Raw genomic sequence first — 20,194 nt, forward strand, 5'->3', positions numbered from 1 at the left:
GCGAGGGCTTATTTACCCTGCCAGCGCTGCAGTACCAAGGTGGCGTTGGTGCCACCGAAGCCGAAGCTGTTGCTCATCACGTTGTTGAGCGTGACATTCTCGCGGGTCTTGGTCAGGATCGGCATGTCAGCGACAGCTGGGTCCAGCTCGTCGATGTTGGCCGAGCCGGCCATGAAGTTGCCTTCCATCATCAGCATGCAGTAGATCGCTTCGTGAACGCCTGCGGCGCCCAGGGAGTGACCGGACAGGCTCTTGGTGGAGCTGATGGCCGGAGCCTTGTCGCCGAACACTTCACGTACACCTTCCATCTCTTTGGCGTCGCCGACCGGAGTCGAAGTGCCGTGAGTGTTGATGTAGTCGATCGGGCCGTCGACGGTGGACATGGCCATCTGCATGCAGCGGATGGCGCCTTCGCCGCTAGGAGCGACCATGTCGTAGCCATCGGAGGTCGCGCCGTAGCCAACGATTTCCGCGTAGATCTTCGCGCCGCGGGCCAGAGCGTGTTCCAGCTCTTCCACCACGACCATGCCGCCACCGCCGGCGATGACGAAACCGTCACGCTTGGCGTCGTAGGCACGGGAAGCTTTTTCCGGGGTTTCGTTGTATTGGCTGGACAGTGCGCCCATGGCGTCGAACAGGAACGACTGGCTCCAGTGTTCTTCTTCGCCGCCGCCGGCAAAAACGATGTCCTGCTTGCCCATCTGGATCTGTTCCATGGCAGTACCGATGCAGTGAGCACTGGTGGCACAGGCAGAAGCGATGGAGTAGTTCAGGCCCTTGATCTTGAATGGTGTCGCCAGACAAGCGGAAACCGTGCTGCTCATGGTCCGCGTGACGCGGTATGGGCCGACGCGTTTGACGCCTTTTTCACGCAGGATGTCCAGCGCTTCCATCTGGTTCAGGGTCGACGCGCCGCCGGAGCCGGCAATCAGGCCGGTACGCGGGTTGGAGACTTGCTCCTCGGTCAGACCGGAGTCCGCGATGGCGTCTTTCATGGCCAGGTATGCGTAAGCCGCTGCGTGGCCGACGAAGCGATAGATCTTGCGATCGATCAGTTCTTCGAGGTTAAGGTCAATGGAGCCGGAAACCTGGCTACGCAGACCCATTTCGGCATATTCCGGGTTGAAGCGGATGCCAGGGCGACTTGCACGCAGGTTAGCGGAGACGGTCTCTTTGTCATTGCCCAGGCACGAAACGATGCCCAGACCAGTGATAACGACGCGGCGCATGCGGATAACCCTTAGAAGTTGTCAGTGGAAGTAAATACGCCAACCCGAAGGCCTTCGGCGGTGTAGATCTCACGGCCGTCGACGCTGACAGAACCATCGGCGATGGCCATGTTCAGCTTGCCGCGCATGACGCGTTTGATCTGAATGTTGTACGTAACTTTTTTGGCAGTCGGCAAGACCTGGCCGAAGAATTTTACCTCTCCTGAACCCAATGCGCGACCACGGCCTGGCAGGTCTTGCCAGCCCAGGAAGAAACCGACCAGTTGCCACATGGCATCCAGGCCCAGGCAGCCAGGCATCACCGGGTCGCCTTCGAAGTGGCACGCGAAGAACCACAGGTCTGGATTGATATCCAGCTCAGCGACCAATTCACCTTTGCCGTACTTGCCACCCTCAGCGCTGATATGGGTGATGCGATCCACCATCAACATGTTAGGGGCGGGCAGTTGCGCGTTACCTGGGCCGAACAGCTCACCGCGACTGCAGCGCAGCAGATCTTCCCGGGTAAAGGCTTTTTGTTTGGTCATGCGAGCTCCTCAATAGTCCCATGCGGCAGGGTGGGGCAAATCTTCCCGACCGATCGAAGCGTTCATGCCTCGAATCGCAGCCTACCCATAGACTATTGCGTTGTAGTGAAAGTCACAGCACAAAGGGCATGAATGTACACTTGTGCACTGAAATTATTATTCAGGCTCGTTTCAGGGCCTGTTCGGGTGCCTAAGACTGCCGCACTTTCGCATTTCACGCCAGTCGCAGATCGTCGAAACCTCCGTACTAATGCACCCAGCGCTGCAGAATTTGCTGCAGATCAGTGCGTTTGAATGGCTTGGCCAGATAATCGTTCATTCCGGCATCAAGGCAGGCTTCGCGGTCTCCCTGTAAAGCATTGGCTGTCAGGGCGATGATTGGCAAGTCGGCGCAGCCGGGCAGTTGGCGGATCTGTCGGGTGGCTTCATAGCCATCGATAAGCGGCAGTCGGCAGTCCATCAGGATCGCTTCGAATATCAGGCTCTCAGCGCTGCGAATGGCTTGTGCGCCGTCGGTGGCGACGCTGACGGTGAAGCCCAGGCTGCGCAGCATTGCCTCGATCACTGTCCGGTTGACCGGATTGTCCTCCACCAGCAACACATTGCGACCTTCGCCATGGTCGTTTCCTGACGGTAAGCGTGGTGCAAGCACTGGCAAGCTTTGCTGATACAGCGCCAACGGTATCTCCAGGGTGAAGACCGAGCCGCGGCCTTCTTCACTCTGGGCACGAAGGGTGCCGCCCATCCGTTCGGCGAGGGTGCGGGCAATTGGCAGGCCAAGCCCGGTGCCGCCATAACGTCGGGAAATCGAGCTGTCGGCCTGCTGGAACGCATTGAACATCAGGTCCAGGCTTTGCGCCGAGATGCCGATGCCGCTGTCGCGCACACTGCAGGTGAACCACAGCACTTCGTGGTCCAGAGATTGCCACTGCGGCTCAATTGTGACGCTGCCTTGATCGGTGAATTTCAGTGCATTGCCGATCAGGTTGACCAGGATCTGCCGGATCCGCGTCGGATCACCCTGAACCTGCAGCGACTCCATGCCGGCCGGGATTTTCAGCTCGAGGCTAAGGCCGCGCTGCAGCGCGCTGTGCTGGAACGCCTGGGCGCAGCTGGTGATCAGGTCGGCGAGGTTGAACGGGATATGTTCCAGTTCCAGCGCCGAACGCTCGATGCGCGAGAAGTCGAGGATGTCGTTGATTACCTTGAGCAGGTGTTCGGTGGACTCTGAGGCAAGCGCCGCGTATTCGATCTGCTCTTCGGTCATTTCGGTGGTTTCGAGCAGTTGCAGCATACCCAACACACCATTCATCGGCGTGCGCAGCTCATGGCTCATCATCGCCAGGAAGTCAGATTTGGCATTGTTGGCTTTTTCTGCTTCTTCGCGGGTCTGGATCAATTGAGCCATCGCCTGATGCTGTTCGCGACTGGCTTGCGCAAGGCCTGCGGCCAGGTTGTTGATGTGTCGCGACAGGTTGCCAAGCTCTGCATCGTCGACGATCGGCAGTGGGGTGCTGTAGTCGCCCTGTTGAATCGCCTTGACCGCATTACCCATTGCACTGATCGGCTGCGAAAGGCTTGCGGCCAGGCGGCGAGCCAGTAGAAAGGTAAACAGCAGGGCAAACAGCGCAAGAATCCCGGCCTTGAACAGGATTTCCTGCTGGCGCTGACTGAAGGCGTCATTGGACATGCCGACAATTACCCGGCCCAAGTAATCCTCCTTTGGTGTGACAGCCGGCGAACTGCCGTTCTCAAGGAAATCATTATTGAGCTGGATGCGTTGCAGGCGTACCGGTGCTTGAAACGCTTCAACCTGCTGCGATCGACTGACGGTTTCCGAGGGTTGCTCGACATACACCAGAACATTGTTGGCGCTGTCCTGCACTTCCAGAAAGCGCACATGAGGGATCGCCAGCGTGGCTTGCAACAAACTTTCGAGCACCTCGTTGTTGCCGGAAATCACGCCGTATTCGGTAGCCGGTGCCAGTTGGTTGGCGATCAACTGACCGGTGTGGTTCAGCTCCTGGCGCAAATCCTGAATCCGCACGAAGGTAAAGAAGCTGATCAGCAGCAATGTCAGCAACAAGGCAGGGCCAAGGCTGATTATTTGGGTACGGGTATTGATGTCCCAACGGCGACGGAAGGTCATGGGTGGTTTTCTCCTTCGGCCAGCCGGGTCGCGACAGACTGTTCGTCAATCGGTTCGATGCCCAGTGAGCGCGCCACTTGCGGATTGCTCAGCACTTTGAACTGTTGCGGGTACAGGGCGCGCGGCCAGCTGGCGGTCGGGCGGTCGAGCAAGGTGTCGAGAATTGCCAGCCAGTCGTTTTGGTCGCTGTAGGTGCTGGCCAGGCTGCCGGCTTTGACGAAACCGGCATTGGGGCCAATCAAGGCCAATTGCCGGGCATAGCTGCTCAGCAGCAGATTTTTCACGGTTTTCGGGTTGTACAGGTCGTTATCGTCGAGACCCAAGAGCACGTCGCTGTTTTTCAGCAGTGCCTGGAGTGGGCGGCTGTCACTGGTGTTGTCCCAGCGCTCGGCGACGATTTGCAGGCCCAGCGGTTGCGCGGCCTGGCGCAGTTCTTTCAAGAGAAATTCGCTGTGGCTGTCATAGAGCACGCCAACCCGTCGGGCTTGCGGCAGTATGCTTTGGGCCAGACGCAATTGTCGGTCCAGTGGCGGATCGCTCCACAGCAGACTGAGTCTGGCGGGCAGGGTGTTGCCCAGACGTTGCCGGGCTTGCAGTCGACTGATGCGCAGCGCCAGGGTTGCCGGTCCTTGGGCGTCTTGCAGGCGCCAGTCCAGGCTCGGCAGGTCAAGCAAGATCAGTCGTGTGCCTGGAGGCAGTTTGCTCGGGGCAGGCAGGTCAGTCAGCGAACTGAAGCGCACCGTGTCTTCGGGCCGCCGTTGGCTCAGGGCTTGGGTAAAGGACTGTACGCCGGGGCTGTCTTCGGCGCCGGTCAGCACAATCTCTGCGGCCTGGACCGCAAGGCTGGCGAGCAGGCAGATAACGGCCAGGCACACTGACTTGATCAGGTGGCCAAGGGGTGGCGTCATCCGTGACTGACGTTCATCCATGCTAGAACTCCAGCTCCGCGCTGAAGTAGAGAACATGGCGCTGGTCATACGTGTTGTCGGCAAGCGTGGTGGGTTGGGCGTCGAGCCGTTGCTGGAGTATCCCGGCCAGCTCCAGACTGGTCTTGCCTAGGGCGATGCGCTTGGCGATCCGCGTGTCTACCCGTTCAAAGCGGTAGCCGTTGAGGGCATCGTCGCCATAGTAGAAGAGCGCGCTGGACCAACCCTGACCCCAATCGCGCAGCCAGCCTGCCGAGCCACTGTTGCGTGCGGTCAGTTGCTGATCGAGGAAATTGCTCGCCTCGGCGTCGACGTAGGCATAGGTCAGGCGCAGGCGGTCCGCGGCGCTCATGCGCCAGTCGAGCTGGATTTCGCTGCCGCTGAAACGTGAGGAGTTCGAGTTGCTGGCGATGTACTGATTGTTACGCAGAGGTTCGCTGATCATTCCGGTGATTTCGTCGTTAAACAGCTTCACGTCGACCGTCAGCCCGATATCGGCAAAGAACCCGTTGTAGCCCAGTTCCCGCGAGCGCATGTGTTCTTGCTCGAGATTGCCCGGGCCGCGGGTCTTGACGAAGTACTGGGCGCTGGACTGACCGTAGGCTCTGGGACTCAGGTTAGTGACCCGATAGCTCCAGTTGACGTTGTTCTCGAACATGTCCGGTGAGCGGATGGCCTCCGAATACACCGCGCGCAGGCCGTGGCGCGGGTTGATCAGGTAATTGACTGCCACCCGCGGAGTCAGCGAACTGCCAATCAACCGAGTGTCTTCGAACATGGCACCGCCCTGAAGCAACCAGTGCTCGCTTGCTCTCCACTCAAGCTGACCAAACAATCGCCAGATCGTGTCATCAAGGGTGCCATTGAAATAGGTCTCGGAGTCTGCGCGGTCGTAACGGTAGTTCATCCCACTCACTAGCCGCAGGCTATCGGACAGGCTCAGGGTGTCCTGCAGTTCGAGGTCGTAGCGCGATTCGCGGGCGCTTTGGTCGATATCGCCGCACAGGGTTTGCCTGGCGCCACCTTTCCATTGCTCCAGAACCTGATTGGCCAGCGCCTGTTCCGCGGGTGTCCCGGGCGGTGCTCCTGTGGCGGTGTAATTCTCCATGTGCCGGGCGAGTTGTTCGGTGTAGTTCGGGTCGAGCTGCCAGAGTCGGGTCAGTTCCGGGCTGAATGAGACCTCAGCGTCGCATGCCCGCCAGTTCTGCTGGCGATCCCATTGTTGCGCCGATCCCTGGATATAAAGGCTGTGGTCCGGGTTAATGTCCAGGTTCCATCGCAACGAACTGGCATAGTCCTTGGCGATGACGTCAGAATTGTTACCGGCCGTGGTGATTCCGGAGAACACTGGACGGTAGGTATAAGGCCGCTGGTTGGTGCCGTCTTTGGCGTTCAATTGCCAATCGATGCTTTGCTGTTCGTTAAGCATCTGACTAACGGCCAGGTTAAAGCGGTTCGAGCGGCGACTGTCACGATAATCCGCGCCATTACGATCTGAATCGAAACCGTCATCTTCCTGACCGGACAGCGATACGCGCAGATCGCCGGTGTCCCAGCCGCTGCCCTGGCTGGCGTACCAGTCATTGATGCCGCGCTGGCCATGGGTAACCTTCATACGTGTGCCGTGGCTGTCGGCCGGCGAGCGAGTGATGATATTGACCACCGCCATCAGTGCATTGGCGCCATAGCTCACGGTATTGGGCCCGCGAAAGACTTCGATGCGCTCGATATCCTCCATGGCCACCGGAATATCGCTCCAGTCCACGGTCGCCAGGCCCGCGCGATACACCGAGCGGCCGTCGATCAGCACCTGCATGCGCCGCGCTTCACTGGCATTGGTGCCGTGATAGTTCACCACCGCCTGATTGCCGCTGATATTGCCGACCATCATCCCCGGCACCAGACGCAGCAGTTCGCTGATATCCCGGGCGCCGCTGGCCTTGATCAGTTCACTGTCGATTACCGTCATGCTGCCGGGAACTGCCGCCGGCGACTGTTTCAGGCGGGTAGCGGTGAGCACCTGCGGCAGCGGCTGGTTATCGAGAAACAGGTCATCGGCCAGCAGCGGATTGCTGACAATCAGCGCGAGGGCCAGTGATGAGCGAGGATTGGGAGGGCCAAAATACACGGCACAGCCTTGAGAACAAATTATTGCCGCGCATGTTAACCGAGCTGATCGGGTTTTCCAGTCACGATGCTGGCATTTTCCGTGGCGAAATGGGTCTGATACCAACATTTACCGGTATTCATCGGTGGGGCTGGCCGACAGTGGACTGCCCCGTATAATGCCCTCATCGCCACTGGTATGGATTAACGGATTGCATATGACTGAACAGCGCCCAATTGCGGTCCTGGGAGGCGGAAGTTTTGGTACCGCCGTGGCCAATTTACTGGCTGAGAACGGCCATCGCGTGCGGCAGTGGATGCGTGATCCTGAACAGGCCGAGGCCATTCGGGTGAACCGCGAGAACCCGCGTTACCTCAAGGGCATCAAGGTTCATCCTGCGGTGGAGCCTGTCACTGACCTGCTGGCGACGCTGACCGACTGCGATCTGTGTTTCGTCGCGTTGCCGTCCAGCGCATTGCGCTCGGTGTTAGCTCCCCATGCCGAGCGCCTGAGCGGCAAACTACTGGTCAGCCTGACCAAAGGCATCGAGGCGCATACCTTCAAGCTGATGAGCGAGATTCTCGAAGAAATCGCTCCGCAAGCACGAATCGGCGTGTTGTCCGGGCCGAACCTGGCTCGGGAAGTGGCCGAGCACGCGTTGACCGCCACCGTGGTCGCCAGCGAAGACGAAGAGCTCTGCCAACGGGTTCAGGCGGCGCTGCATGGCCGTACCTTCCGTGTTTACGCCAGTGCCGACCGCTTTGGGGTGGAGCTGGGCGGGGCGCTGAAAAACGTCTACGCGATCATCGCCGGCATGGCCGTGGCATTGGGCATGGGTGAAAACACCAAGAGCATGTTGATTACTCGGGCTTTGGCGGAGATGACCCGTTTCGCCGTCAGTCAGGGTGCAAATCCCATGACCTTTCTTGGCCTGGCCGGAGTTGGCGATTTGATCGTCACCTGTTCGTCACCCAAGAGCCGCAACTACCAAGTCGGCTTTGCCCTGGGGCAGGGGTTGAGTCTGGAGGAGGCGGTGACCAGTCTTGGCGAAGTTGCCGAGGGGGTGAATACTCTTAAGGTACTCAAGGTCAAAGCTCAGGAAGTGGGTGTCTACATGCCGTTGGTCGCCGGCTTGCATGCGATTTTGTTCGAAGGGCGCACGCTCAACCAGGTCATCGAGTTGTTGATGCGCGCCGAGCCGAAAACCGATGTGGATTTTATCTCCACAAGTGGTTTCAACTAAGCACGACAAGGAGCGAAACATGAACGATTCCAAGAACGAGGCCAAATACGAATCCATTTTGCTGCGTGTACTGTGGATGCTGGTGTACGTGCTGGTCTGGCAAGTTGCGCAATTCATCCTCGGCGCTGTGGTGCTGGTGCAACTCATCTACCGGCTGATCTACGGTGCGCCGAATGCCAGCCTGATGAATTTTGGCGACAGCCTGAGCCAGTTCCTGGCGCAGATCGGTCGCTTCGGCAGTTTTCACAGTGACCAGAAACCCTGGCCATTCGCCGATTGGCCGACCCCGCGCACGCCCGAAGGCGAAGCGCCGCATGCCGTACCGCCTGCACCACACCCGGTACGGGATGAGGAGCCGAAGCTATGAAGCTCTGGGTGCTGCGTCACGGTGAAGCCGAGCCCCACGCCAATAGCGATGCTGAGCGTAACCTGACCGAGAATGGCCGCAAGGAAGTGCTGAGCAGCGCTGCGCAGCTGATCGGCCAACCGATCAGCGCGATCTACGCCAGCCCTTACACTCGGGCGCAGCAGACCGCGCAATTGGTGCGTGAAGCCCTGGGCTTCGAGCCTGAGGTCCGCACCGTGAAGTGGTTGACTCCCGACAATGATCCGCCGGCGGTGGTGGATGAGCTCGACTCGTTGGATAACGTACTGCTGGTCAGCCATAACCCGCTGGTCAGCAACCTGATTGCCTATCTGCAACATGGTCACTGGCGCGAACTGCAGCGGGTGGGCACCGCCGGCCTTGCCGAGCTGGAAGGCGAATGGCCGCTGGCGGGGTTGATGACCCTTAATAGCCTCAAACATCCGTAGCAGCAGGCCGAACACATACATGTGGCGAGGGAGCTTGCTCCCGCTGGGCTGCGAAGCGGCCCTAAATCCGGTGACCGCGGTGTTTCAGGTAGACCGCATTTGCCGATTTCACGACTGCTTCGCAGCCGAGCGGGAGCAAGCTCCCTCGCCACAGGGACATCACTTCCGCCCCCTGATTTATCTGTGAAATACTCAACCAAGCAACTGCTTGGTTGACTACGCTTGCCTCCATGTAAAACAAAAGGGAGGGGGGTCGTATGTCTCGCACTTTTCGTTTGCCGCTGGACGTGTTCTACGAGCGTGAAGCTCGTCATCCCCGTCAACGTTTTCTGGTCCAGCCGCTGGGTGGCGGGCAGGTCGAAACCCTGAGTTGGTCCGATGTTGGCCATCAGGCCCGCTGTGCAGCCCACTGGCTTCGCGCACGGGAGCTGCCGCAAGGCAGCCACATCGCAATCATTTCAAAAAACTGTGCGCACTGGATTATCGCTGACCTGGCGATCTGGATGGCCGGCCATGTCTCCGTGCCGCTGTATCCCAACCTGAGCGCTGACTCGGTGTCCCAGGTACTCGAGCATTCAGAGTCGGCTTTGGTGTTTATCGGCAAGCTGGATGACTGGCCGGGCATGGCACCCGGGATCCGCGCCGATTTGCCGACCATCAGTCTGCCGCTATGTCCTGAGGGTTCATTCGATTACAGCTGGGCCGATCTGCAACACAGTTCACCCATTCAGGACGACCCGCTGCCTGCGGCCTCGCAACTGGCGACGATTATTTACACCTCGGGTACTACCGGTTTGCCCAAGGGCGTAATGCATAGCTTCGGCAATCTCGGTTTCGCCACTACCCATGGCACGCAACTCTTTGGCCTGGGGGAGGCGGATCGGCTGCTGTCCTACCTGCCGTTGTGCCATGTCGCTGAACGTATGTTCGTTGAACTGGCCTCGATCTACACGGGGCAAACGGTGTTCTTTGCCGAGAGCCTGGACACATTCCTCACCGACCTGAAGCGCGCTCGGCCTACCGCGCTGTTTGGCGTGCCGCGGATATGGACCAGGTTCCAGATGGGGGTGTACAGCAAGATGTCCGCCAAACGCCTGGATTTCCTGCTGGGCTTGCCGATCATTGGCCGGTGGGTTGGGCATAAAGTGCTCGCCGGGTTGGGGTTGGACGCCTTGCGCATTGCCTTGTCTGGTGCCGCGCCAGTGCCGCAGACCTTGCTTGAGTGGTACCAGAAGCTTGGGCTGGATGTGCTGGAGGTCTATGGCATGACCGAGAATTGTGGTTATTCCCATGTCGGTCGTGCGGGCCAACACACACCAGGTTGGATCGGTGGACCCTGCCCGGACGTCGAGGTGCGTATCGAACCGTCGGGTGAAGTGCTGGTGCGTAGCGGGGCGACCATGCTCGGTTACTTCAAGGACCCGCAGAAAACCTTTGAGACCCTCACCGAAGATGGCTTCCTGCGCACCGGCGACAAAGGCGAGCAGGACGCCGAAGGCAATCTGCGCCTGACCGGGCGGATCAAGGAAATCTTCAAGACCAGCAAAGGCAAATATGTCGCGCCGGCACCGATCGAAAACCGTCTGGCGGTCCATTCACGGATCGAGCAAGTGTGTGTGGTCGGTGACGGTTTGAGTGCGCCGCTGGGCCTGTGTGTGTTGTCGGCGGTCGGCCTTCAGGATGCCGCCAGTGCCGCTCGAAACGGCTTGCAATCCAGCCTGGAAACCTTGCTTGAAGAGGTCAACGGCATGCTCGAAAAGCATGAGCGCTTGCATCGACTGGTGGTGGTGAAAGACAGTTGGGCGGTGGAAAACGGTTTCCTGACCCCAACCTTGAAAATCAAACGCAACGTGATCGAGACTGCCTATGGTGCACGTTTCCAGGAGTGGAGCGAGCATTCTGAAACGGTGTTGTGGCAGGATTGACGCGGTATAAAACCTATGAAGGATGCAGTGATGAGTCTATGGCGTACCACTCCCCATATTGAGCAACTGAACGCGATCCAGAAAAACACCATCGGCGAAGTGCTGGATATCCGCTTCGAATCCTTTGATGAAGAGTCCCTGACAGCGAGCATGGTGATCGACCACCGCACTCATCAGCCCTATGGCTTGTTGCATGGCGGCGCCTCGGTGGTGCTGGCCGAGACCGTCGGCTCCATGGCCAGCTACTTGTGCATCGATGCCAGCAAATTCTATTGCGTGGGGCTTGAGATCAACGCCAATCACCTGCGTGGGTTGCGTAGCGGACGGGTGACGGCGGTGGCGCGAGCGATTCACATTGGTCGCACCACCCATGTCTGGGACATTCGCCTGAGCAGCGACGAAGGCAAGGCCAGTTGCATCTCCCGCCTGACCATGGCGGTGGTGCCGCTGGGAGAAACGCCTCCTGGACGCTGAAAGCTTAATAGTTTTGACCTGACTGTCATCATTCCTGGCAGTTACGGTCATTGCTGTCGGGAAGCGTCTTACGGACAATCAACGCTTGATTTCGCTTATGGATTCGCCGGTATGTCGCAGCAGGTGTTTTTCGCTCACGCCAATGGTTTCCCTTCGGCCACCTACGGCAAGTTGTTTGCCGCGTTGGCACCGGAATATGAGGTTGCCCATCTGCAGCAACACGCCCATGACCCGCGTTTCCCGGTGGACGACAACTGGCTGAACCTGGTGGATGAGTTGATTCATCACCTCGACCAGCAGCCTATGCCGGTGTGGGGTGTCGGCCATTCCTTTGGCGGTGTCCTGCACCTGCATGCGGCGTTGCGTTGCCCACACCTCTATCGTGGCGTGGTGATGCTCGATTCGCCGGTGCTGACCCGTACTGATCAGTGGGTGATACGCGCCGCCAAACGCTTCGGTTTTATCGATCGGCTGACCCCGGCCGGGCGCACCTTGGGGCGGCGCGAAGAGTTCGCCGATCTGGAAGCTGCGCGCCACTATTTTTCCGGTAAAACCCTGTTCCGCGGCTTCGACCCGGAATGCTTTGACGCTTACCTGCAACATGGCTTGCACAAGGTCGGTGATCGTCTGCGCTTGAGTTTCGATCCAGCGACGGAAATCAGCATTTACCGCGGCGTCCCGCACACCAGCCCCGGTCGCGCACGGCAGTTGAAAGTGCCGCTGGCGGTGGTCCGTGGGCGTCAGAGCCGGGTAGTGATGCGCCATCACGCACGTTCGGTCGGGCGTTTGCCCCACGGTGAGTCGCTGACCATGCCCGGTGGGCACATGTTTCCCCTTGAGCGTCCACAGGACACCGCCACGCTGCTGAAGAATCTGTTCAGCCGCTGGGAAAGCCGCAGCGAGCGAAATTGCGCATGAAAACTCCGGTTGAAGAAGTTCGTCTGAGCCTGCCGCATATCGAACTGGCCGCGCATTTGTTTGGCCCCGAAGACGGCTTACCGGTAATCGCCCTGCATGGCTGGCTGGATAACGCCAATAGCTTCGCGCGCCTGGCGCCCAAGCTCACGGGTTTGCGCATTGTGGCGCTGGACATGGCTGGGCACGGTCATTCCGGGCATCGGCCGCTGGGTGCCGGTTACGCGCTGTGGGATTATGTCTACGACGTGCTGCAAGTTGCCGAGCAGCTTGGCTGGAAGCGCTTTGCCCTGCTCGGGCACTCATTGGGCGCGATCGTTTCGCTGGTGCTGGCGGGCGCTCTGCCTGCGCGTGTGACGCATCTGGCGCTGATCGACGGGGTCATTCCTCCTACTGCAAAAGGCGACAATGCTGCCGAACGTATGGGAATGGCCCTGCAAGCGCAGCTGAATTTGCAAGACAAGCGCAAACCGGTTTACAGCACGCTGGACCGCGCCATCGAAGCGCGAATGAAAGGCTTGGTGGCGGTCAGCCGCGAAGCCGCCGAGCTGTTGGCCCAGCGCGGGCTGATGCCGGTGCCGGGGGGCTATACCTGGCGCAGCGACAGCCGTCTGACCCTGGCGTCGCCGCTGCGTCTGACTGAAGAACAGGCGATGGCCTTCGTCCAGCGCATTGATTGCCCGACCCAACTGGTAGTCGCCGAAGACGGCATGCTCGCGCAACATCCAGAAATGCTGGAGCGTCTACCCTTTAGCCGTGAACAGCTGCCCGGCGGCCATCATTTGCACCTGAATGACGAGCCCGGCGCCGCCCTTGTTGCAGACTGTTTCAATCGGTTCTTCGCCGTTCCTTGACTTGCAGCGGGCAACTGTCGAGGCTGGGCGGGTTGAAATGGGAGACAACCATGATAGATCTCTACACCGCTGCGACTCCGAATGGCCACAAGGTCTCTATCGTGCTCGAGGAACTCGGCCTGCCCTATACGGTGCATGCCTTGAGTTTCGACAAAAAGGAACAAAAGGCTCCAGGCTTTCTCAAGATCAATCCCAATGGCCGGATTCCGGCGATTGTCGATCGCGCCAATGGCGACTTTGCTGTATTTGAGTCCGGTGCAATTCTTATCTATCTGGCCGAACTGACCGGGCAGCTCATGCCTAAAGACCCCAAGGGGCGTTCGCTGGTCATGCAGTGGCTGATGTTCCAAATGGGTGGCATCGGCCCGATGCAAGGTCAGGCCAATGTGTTTTTTCGCTATTTCCCGGAAAAACTCCAGGGCGCCATCGATCGCTATCAACATGAAACCCGCCGTTTGTATGAAGTGCTGAACACCCGCCTGGAAGCCGTCGAGTTTCTGGCGGGCGATTACAGCATTGCCGACATCGCAACCTATCCGTGGGTCCGTGGCTATGAATGGTCCGGCGTTTCGGTAGACGGTTTACCCGCGTTGCAGCGCTGGATGGCAACCATGGAGGCCCGCCCTGCTGTGCAGCGCGGCTTGCTGGTCCCGCCGCGTATCGACGACGCCAATGTCATCAAAGGCGCTCAGGCCATGCTGATCCGATGAGAGTACCCATGCGTTTAACCAGTATTCTCGGTCTGTGCTGTTTTAGTCCGTTGTTGTTTGCTGCCGATGTGCCGGGCAGTCACGATTTGCCACTGGTGCCGCGTCTGGCGGATGCAAAGATCGTCGACTACCGGCCGACTACAGAGCTGGAGCGCATCTATCCTCTGGGGTCGATCCGTAAAATCAGTGGCCAACTGCGTTTCGACGGTCAGATCACTGCCCGGGGGCAAGTGACCTCGGTGACCTACGAGTTGCCACCCGAACATTCCTCCACCGAAGCTTTCACCGTTGCGCGTGAAGCCTTGCAGAAGCAAGGCGCCGAATTGTTGTTCTGGTGCCAGGCTCGCGATTGCGGGGAAAGCAGCCTGTGGGCAAACGAAGTCTTCGGCAATGCCAAGCTGTATGGCGCCGACGATCAACAGGCCTATTTACTATTGCGCCTGGCTGCGCCGCAGGACAACTCGCTGGTGGCGTTGTACAGCATCACCCGCGGCAATCGCCGGGCTTATCTGCACGTCGAGCAATTTGAAGCCAGCGCCCCCCTCGGCGAGTTGATGCCGACTTCCGCAACCTTGTTGCGCCAGCTCAAAGACACCGGCGAACTCGACTTTCCGAAGCTGACCGGTGAGCCGTTACCTGTCTGGTTGACCTTGCTGTCGCGCGGGCTGAACCTCGATACGACGATGCGCGTCAATGTTTCCGGCCCTAACGCCGAGGCCTGGCGCCAGGCGCTGATCGGGCAGGGTGTGCGAGCGGCGCGAATGGAGACCGGTAGCGCGCAAGCGACGGGGCTGCACATCGAACTACTGCGATAAGTTTCCTCAAAGCGAACGAGCCCCAAGCCGTTCGCCTACTCTTGGTTCGTTCAACTTTCACGAGATTTTTCATGGTCAATAACGATCGCCTGTTGGTGCAGATCCTGCTCCTGGTGCTGTTCGGTGCCAGTTTCTGGGTGATGGCGCCGTTCTGGTCGGCGCTGTTCTGGGGCGCAGTACTGGCTTTTGCCAGTTGGCCGCTGATGCGCCTGCTGACCCGTTGGCTCAATGGCCGCGAGTCTTTGGCCGCCGCTCTTTTGACCCTGGGCTGGATGTTGCTGGTGGCGGTTCCGCTGGTCTGGCTCGGCTTCAATCTGGCTGATCATGTGCGCGACGCAGTGGCGTTTATCAAAGATGTGCAAGTCGATGGTTTTCCTGAAGCGCCCACTTGGTTGTCGGGTGTTCCCTTTGTCGGCGAGCGACTGGTAGGGGTCTGGAACAGTATCGATCAACAGGGCGCTGCCATGATGCTCGCGGTCAAACCGTATCTGGGGCAGGTCGGCAACTGGTTGCTGGCGCGCAGCGCGCAGATCGGCGGCGGGATTCTCGAGCTGACCTTGAGCATCGTCTTCGTGTTTTTCTTCTATCGCGACGGGCCGCGACTGGCGGTGTTTGTCCATGGCTTGCTGGAACGGCTGATCGGTGATCGTGCCGGTTACTACATCGAACTGGTGGCCGGCACGGTACAGCGGGTGGTCAACGGGGTCATTGGTACGGCCGCTGCACAGGCCATCCTGGCGTTGATCGGTTTCCTGATTGCGGGTGTACCGGGCGCGCTGGTGCTGGGCATCGTCACCTTCCTGCTCAGCCTGATCCCCATGGGACCGCCGTTGGTGTGGATTCCTGCGACTGCGTGGCTGGCCTGGAAAGGCGAGTACGGCATGGCGGTGTTCCTCGGCATCTGGGGCACGCTGGTCATCAGCGGAGTGGACAACGTACTCAAGCCGTACCTGATCAGCCGCGGTGGCACCTTGCCGCTGGTCATCGTGTTGCTCGGGGTGTTTGGCGGGTTGATTGCGTTTGGCTTTATCGGCCTGTTCATCGGCCCGACCCTGCTGGCTGTGGCTTATAGCCTGTTGACCGATTGGAGTGCCAGTCAGGGGCGGGTGGACGAGAAGCGTTGATACAGGGCATTAGGGCAAGCTCCCTCGCCACATTCTGATCGACCGAACCGTCGCTGTTGCTGTCGAGTTTGGCGAACAGTTCTTTCTGGAATTGCTGACTGCGGGCGCTGTTTGTCGCGCTGGTGCTGCTGGTACTGGTATAGGTCGAGTAATTGCTGACGCTACCAATCATAGAGCTCACTCCGTTCGGATGAATAAACCAGTGGGTGCACCGGCTTATGCAGCCTCAAGGGGTAAGTTGTCCTGGGTATGTGAGTTTTGTACCGAATGGTACACATGGCAGACCTAGACTCGAGGTAAGCGCACCAATGCCGTCAGGCCACCACCCGGAGTTTCTTCCAGACTCAACTGCCCGCCCAGCCGCTGCGCCGCCTCCCGAGCGATGGTCATGCCCAGGCCGACGCCGCCGGAGTTACGGTTGCGTGAGCCCTCAAGGCGATAGAACGGCTCGAACACGGCTTCACGTTTGTCCGCGGCAATGCCCGGACCGTGGTCGATTACCTTGATAAGCACTTCTTCACGGCTGTCCTGCAGCGTGATTGCCGCATGCCCGGCGTAGCGCAGGGCATTATCCAACAGGTTGTTCAGGCATGAGCGCAGGGCCATCGGCTGTACTTGCAGCGGCGCGCAATGGCCGCTGGCCTGGACGTCAGCGCCTTGGTCCTGGGCGTTTTCGCTGAGGGATTCGACCAATGCCTGCACATCCATCCATTGCGGGGCTTCGCTGGTGCGCTGCTCGTGCAGGTAGCTGAGGGTGGCGTCGAGCATGCTGATCATGTCATCGAGATCCTGGCGCATCTGCCCTTGCAACTTGCTGTCGTCGATCTGTTCCAGACGCAGCTTGAGTCGCGACAGCGGCGTGCGCAGATCGTGGGACACCGCGCCGAGCATCCTGCCCCGTTGCTGCACCTGTTCACGAATGCGCTTTTGCATCAGATTGAAGGTGTAGGCCGCCTGACGAGCTTCCTTTGGTCCGGATTCATCCAGCGGCGGGCTGTCGAGGTCTTCGCTGAGTTGCTCCGCCGCGGCGCTCAGTCGCTGGATCGGCCGGGTCAGCAACTTGGCGCCGTACCAGGCGGCAATGATCAGGGAGATGAACTGGAATGTCAGCGGCACGATCGGGCCCCCGAACCAGGGCCGTGGCGGCCTTGGTTCGAAGCGCTCCGGCATCGGCGGGCGCTTCCCGTCGAAGGCTGCCCCTGACTCTGGAGGTGGCGGTGGTGGAGGAGGGCCGTAATGGTGAAACCAGAAGAACGCTAGGAGGTGAGCGAGCACGATAGCGATCAGCAGCACGCCAAACAGGCGGCCGAATAGCGTATCGAAGCGCAAACGCATCAGCCGATGTCTCTCGCATCGAACAGATAACCTTCACCGCGAACGGTCTTGATCAACTGCGGGGCTTTCGGGTCATCGCCGAGTTTTTGCCGCAGGCGCGAGACCAGCAAGTCGATGCTGCGATCAAATGCCTCGATGGAGCGACCGCGGGCAGCATCCAGCAGTTGCTCGCGACTGAGTACGCGCCGTGGGCGCTCGATGAACACCCAGAGCAGGCGGAACTCGGCGTTGGACAGCGGCACCACCAGGCCATCGGCGGCAATCAACTGGCGCAGCACGCTGTTCAGGCGCCAGCTATCGAAACGGATATTGGCCCGCTGCTCGCTGCGATCATCGCGCACCCGGCGCAGGATGGTCTGTATCCGCGCTACCAGCTCCCGTGGTTCGAAGGGCTTGGCCATGTAGTCATCGGCGCCCAGCTCCAGGCCGATAATGCGGTCGGTAGGTTCGCAGCGGGCGGTGAGCATCAGAATTGGAATGTCTGACTCGGCACGCAACCAGCGGCACAGCGACAAGCCATCCTCGCCCGGCAGCATCAGATCGAGCACCACCACATCGAAATGTTCTGCTTGCAGTGTCAGACGCATCGCGGCGCCGTCGGTGACACCACTGGCGTGAATATTGAAGCGTGTCAGGTAGTCGATCATCAATTCCCGGATCGGTACATCATCGTCGACGATCAGCGCGCGAATGTTCCAGCGTTTGTCTTCGCCTGGCGCTGCGGCTTTTTGATCGTCGTTGAAAGGTGCTGGGGTATTCATGCGTACGTTTGTCTGCCAGGTAGGCTGCCAACCACAAAGATGGGCCGCGAGGTTGTGGCTTCAGCATAGGCGTCCGGCCTTGAGGCTGGAAGTGCTGTAGGGGATGTTGCGGCTGGCGAGGGTAGCGTTGGCGATTGTTGCAGGCATGTCTGGAATGTATCTGTTTCGACACAATAACCGCTCACGTCAGACTGCAAGGAGTTTATCCTGAAGCAAGCGCTGCCGTTGAGGATGATTTACGATCATCGGGTCCCGCAGTGGCGCTGGTTCCGCTACAATGCGCGCCGATTTCGACTTGCCTGAGAGCACACTCATGTCCGCCTGCCAGACTCCTATCATCGTCGCCCTGGATTTCCCCACCCGTGACGCCGCACTGAAGCTGGCCGATCAACTGGACCCGAAACTGTGCCGGGTCAAAGTCGGTAAGGAGCTGTTCACCAGCTGTGCGTCGGAGATCGTCGGGACCTTGCGTGACAAGGGTTTCGAAGTATTCCTGGACTTGAAATTCCACGACATCCCGAACACCACCGCCATGGCCGTCAAGGCCGCCGCAGAAATGGGTGTGTGGATGGTCAACGTCCATTGCTCGGGCGGTTTGCGCATGATGGCGGCTTGCCGTGAAGTGCTCGACCAGCGTACCGGTCCCAAGCCGCTGTTGATCGGAGTGACCGTGCTGACCAGCATGGAGCGCGAGGACCTGGCGGGGATTGGTCTGGACATCGAGCCTCAGGAGCAAGTGTTGCGCCTGGCGGCATTGGCGGAAAAGGCCGGGATGGACGGTCTGGTCTGCTCGGCACTGGAAGCTCAGGCCTTGAAAGCTGCGCATCCGTCCCTGCAATTGGTGACCCCGGGGATTCGTCCGGCAGGCAGTGCCCAGGACGATCAGCGTCGTATCCTCACGCCGCGTCAGGCGTTGGACGCCGGTTCCGACTACCTGGTGATTGGCCGTCCGATCAGTCAGGCGGCCGATCCGGCGAAGGCGCTGGCGGCGGTAGTGGCTGAGCTGGCTTAAAAGATCGCCGGAGATCAAGTGTGGGAAAGGCCGGGCGACGCTTCGCTTGCTCGCGATGCAGGCGGCGCGGTTTGTCTGAAACACCGCGGTGATGCCATCGCGAGCAAGCCCGCTCCCACATTAGATTGTTGTCACTGCAAGGTATCGCGTTAAACCTTCAACACCAACTTGCCAAAGTTCTCGCCGCTGAACAGTTTCATCAGCGTTTCCGGGAATGTCTCCAGTCCTTCGACGATATCTTCCTTGCTCTTGAGCTGTCCCTTGGCCATCCAGCCGGCCATTTCCTGCCCGGCGGCGGCGAACTGAGCGGCATAGTCCATCACCACAAAGCCTTCCATCCGCGCGCGGTTCACCAGCAGCGACAGGTAGTTTGCTGGTCCTTTCACCGCTTCTTTGTTGTTGTACTGACTGATGGCGCCGCAGATCACCACGCGAGCTTTCATGTTCAGGCGGCTGAGCACCGCATCAAGGATATCGCCGCCCACGTTATCGAAATACACGTCGACGCCTTTCGGACATTCGCGCTTGAGACCGGCAATAACGTCTTCGCTTTTGTAATCGATGGCGCCATCGAAGCCCAGTTCGTCGATCAGGAATGTGCATTTGTCCTGACCACCGGCGATGCCGACGACGCGGCAGCCCTTAATCTTGGCGATCTGCCCGGCAATGCTGCCCACTGCACCCGCCGCACCCGAAATCACTACGGTGTCGCCGGCCTTGGGGGCGCCGACGTCCAACAGGGCGAAGTACGCGGTCATCCCGGTCATGCCCAACGCTGACAAATAGCGCGGCAGCGGGGCCAGTTTCGGATCGACTTTGTAGAAACCCCGCGGCTCGCCCAGGAAATAATCCTGTACGCCCAAGGCACCGTTGACGTAGTCGCCCACAGCAAAGCCAGGGTTGTTCGAGGCCAGGACCTTGCCAACGCCCAGCGCGCGCATCACTTCGCCAATGCCCACTGGCGGTATGTAGGACTTGCCTTCATTCATCCAGCCACGCATGGCCGGGTCCAGTGACAGGTATTCGTTCTTGACCAGGATTTGACCTGCCGCCGGTTCGCCGACCGGAACTTGCTGATAGGTGAAGGTTTCGCGGGTCGCCGGGCCCACCGGGCGTTTGGCGAGCAGAAATTGGCGATTGGTCTGGGCAGTCATGACAGGCACTCAATGATGAATGGAGCATGATTGATAGACCCTCGCGGCTGATGTCGCAAGGTTTGCTGATGCGGCGAATACGCTTCAATCCAATCGAGTGATAGTCGGCAGGGCATGGATA

19 protein-coding genes and 1 pseudogene are annotated in these 20,194 nt (G+C 59.5%); 11 read left to right on the forward strand and 9 right to left on the reverse strand.

Annotation, left to right across the window (positions count from 1 at the left end; all coding sequences use genetic code 11):
• Nucleotides 1–8: 8 nt before the first annotated feature.
• From fabB to ACN1C3_RS18325, 5 genes are all read right to left on the reverse strand, one after another.
• Nucleotides 9–1,229, reverse strand: a complete 1,221-nt coding sequence (fabB, locus tag ACN1C3_RS18305; RefSeq protein ID WP_419117185.1) for a beta-ketoacyl-ACP synthase I — start codon at nt 1,227–1,229, stop codon at nt 9–11.
• Nucleotides 1,230–1,240: 11 nt separating this feature from the next.
• Nucleotides 1,241–1,756 carry a 3-hydroxyacyl-[acyl-carrier-protein] dehydratase FabA gene (gene fabA, locus ACN1C3_RS18310; protein ID WP_419117186.1) on the reverse strand — a complete coding sequence of 172 codons (516 nt, stop codon included), beginning with the start codon at nt 1,754–1,756 and terminating at the stop codon, nt 1,241–1,243.
• A gap of 247 nt (nt 1,757–2,003) precedes the next feature.
• Complete coding sequence (locus ACN1C3_RS18315; RefSeq protein WP_419117187.1) at nt 2,004–3,905, reverse strand: ATP-binding protein; 1,902 nt, start codon at nt 3,903–3,905, stop codon at nt 2,004–2,006.
• A complete protein-coding gene (locus ACN1C3_RS18320) occupies nt 3,902–4,834 on the reverse strand; it encodes an ABC transporter substrate-binding protein (protein ID WP_419117188.1) in 933 nt (310 codons plus the stop codon). Before ACN1C3_RS18320 ends, ACN1C3_RS18315 begins: the two co-directional genes overlap by 4 nt.
• 1 nt (nt 4,835) lies before the next feature.
• Nucleotides 4,836–6,959 carry a TonB-dependent receptor plug domain-containing protein gene (locus ACN1C3_RS18325; RefSeq protein WP_419117189.1) on the reverse strand — a complete coding sequence of 708 codons (2,124 nt, stop codon included), beginning with the start codon at nt 6,957–6,959 and terminating at the stop codon, nt 4,836–4,838.
• Nucleotides 6,960–7,155: 196 nt separating this feature from the next.
• Between ACN1C3_RS18325 and ACN1C3_RS18330 the strand changes: the two genes are divergently transcribed.
• The 10 genes from ACN1C3_RS18330 to ACN1C3_RS18375 all read left to right on the forward strand — a co-directional run bounded on the left by ACN1C3_RS18330 (nt 7,156) and on the right by ACN1C3_RS18375 (nt 15,811).
• The gene (locus tag ACN1C3_RS18330; protein ID WP_419117190.1) at nt 7,156–8,181 is read left to right on the forward strand and encodes an NAD(P)H-dependent glycerol-3-phosphate dehydrogenase; all 1,026 of its coding nucleotides are present in this window, start codon (nt 7,156–7,158) and stop codon (nt 8,179–8,181) included.
• A gap of 19 nt (nt 8,182–8,200) precedes the next feature.
• Nucleotides 8,201–8,548, forward strand: a complete 348-nt coding sequence (locus ACN1C3_RS18335) for a DUF4389 domain-containing protein (protein WP_419117191.1) — start codon at nt 8,201–8,203, stop codon at nt 8,546–8,548.
• Nucleotides 8,545–8,994, forward strand: a complete 450-nt coding sequence (gene sixA / locus ACN1C3_RS18340; RefSeq protein WP_419117192.1) for a phosphohistidine phosphatase SixA — start codon at nt 8,545–8,547, stop codon at nt 8,992–8,994. The genes ACN1C3_RS18335 and sixA overlap by 4 nt, the downstream gene beginning before the upstream one ends.
• 257 nt (nt 8,995–9,251) lie before the next feature.
• A complete protein-coding gene (locus tag ACN1C3_RS18345; protein ID WP_419117193.1) occupies nt 9,252–10,919 on the forward strand; it encodes an AMP-binding protein in 1,668 nt (555 codons plus the stop codon).
• A gap of 30 nt (nt 10,920–10,949) precedes the next feature.
• Entirely contained in the window at nt 10,950–11,393 is a 444-nt protein-coding gene (locus tag ACN1C3_RS18350; protein ID WP_419117194.1) for a hotdog fold thioesterase, read from the forward strand.
• 111 nt (nt 11,394–11,504) lie between these two features.
• Nucleotides 11,505–12,311, forward strand: a complete 807-nt coding sequence (locus tag ACN1C3_RS18355; RefSeq protein WP_419117195.1) for an alpha/beta fold hydrolase — start codon at nt 11,505–11,507, stop codon at nt 12,309–12,311.
• On the forward strand, nt 12,308–13,162 hold the full coding sequence (locus ACN1C3_RS18360) for an alpha/beta hydrolase (RefSeq protein ID WP_419117196.1): 855 nt from the start codon (nt 12,308–12,310) through the stop codon (nt 13,160–13,162). Before ACN1C3_RS18355 ends, ACN1C3_RS18360 begins: the two co-directional genes overlap by 4 nt.
• Nucleotides 13,163–13,212: 50 nt before the next feature.
• Nucleotides 13,213–13,872, forward strand: coding sequence for a glutathione S-transferase family protein (locus ACN1C3_RS18365; protein WP_419117197.1), 660 nt, complete (start codon nt 13,213–13,215; stop codon nt 13,870–13,872).
• Between the two features lie 8 nt (nt 13,873–13,880).
• The gene (locus tag ACN1C3_RS18370) at nt 13,881–14,687 is read left to right on the forward strand and encodes a DUF4892 domain-containing protein (protein WP_419117198.1); all 807 of its coding nucleotides are present in this window, start codon (nt 13,881–13,883) and stop codon (nt 14,685–14,687) included.
• Between the two features lie 71 nt (nt 14,688–14,758).
• On the forward strand, nt 14,759–15,811 hold the full coding sequence (locus tag ACN1C3_RS18375; RefSeq protein WP_419117199.1) for an AI-2E family transporter: 1,053 nt from the start codon (nt 14,759–14,761) through the stop codon (nt 15,809–15,811).
• Between the two features lie 31 nt (nt 15,812–15,842).
• On the opposite strand, the pseudogene ACN1C3_RS18380 reads toward ACN1C3_RS18375, so the two are convergent.
• The 3 genes and pseudogenes from ACN1C3_RS18380 to ACN1C3_RS18390 form a co-directional block, all read right to left on the reverse strand.
• A pseudogene (locus ACN1C3_RS18380) lies at nt 15,843–15,983 on the reverse strand (histidine kinase); the annotation flags it as partial.
• A 113-nt stretch (nt 15,984–16,096) separates the two neighbouring features.
• Nucleotides 16,097–17,146, reverse strand: a complete 1,050-nt coding sequence (locus ACN1C3_RS18385) for a sensor histidine kinase (RefSeq protein ID WP_419117200.1) — start codon at nt 17,144–17,146, stop codon at nt 16,097–16,099.
• Nucleotides 17,146–17,907 (reverse strand): response regulator, encoded by a 762-nt coding sequence (locus ACN1C3_RS18390; RefSeq protein WP_419117201.1) that lies wholly within the window; start codon nt 17,905–17,907, stop codon nt 17,146–17,148. Before ACN1C3_RS18390 ends, ACN1C3_RS18385 begins: the two co-directional genes overlap by 1 nt.
• A gap of 313 nt (nt 17,908–18,220) precedes the next feature.
• On the opposite strand from ACN1C3_RS18390, the gene pyrF reads away from it, so the two are divergent.
• The gene (pyrF, locus tag ACN1C3_RS18395) at nt 18,221–18,919 is read left to right on the forward strand and encodes an orotidine-5'-phosphate decarboxylase (protein ID WP_305502938.1); all 699 of its coding nucleotides are present in this window, start codon (nt 18,221–18,223) and stop codon (nt 18,917–18,919) included.
• A 149-nt stretch (nt 18,920–19,068) separates the two neighbouring features.
• On the opposite strand, the gene ACN1C3_RS18400 is transcribed toward pyrF, so the two are convergent.
• The gene (locus tag ACN1C3_RS18400; protein WP_419117202.1) at nt 19,069–20,073 is read right to left on the reverse strand and encodes an NADP-dependent oxidoreductase; all 1,005 of its coding nucleotides are present in this window, start codon (nt 20,071–20,073) and stop codon (nt 19,069–19,071) included.
• Nucleotides 20,074–20,194: the final 121 nt, after the last annotated feature.

Origin of the sequence: Pseudomonas sp. H11T01, from assembly GCF_048515765.1 — a bacterium.
In the GTDB taxonomy this organism is placed as follows: domain Bacteria; phylum Pseudomonadota; class Gammaproteobacteria; order Pseudomonadales; family Pseudomonadaceae; genus Aquipseudomonas.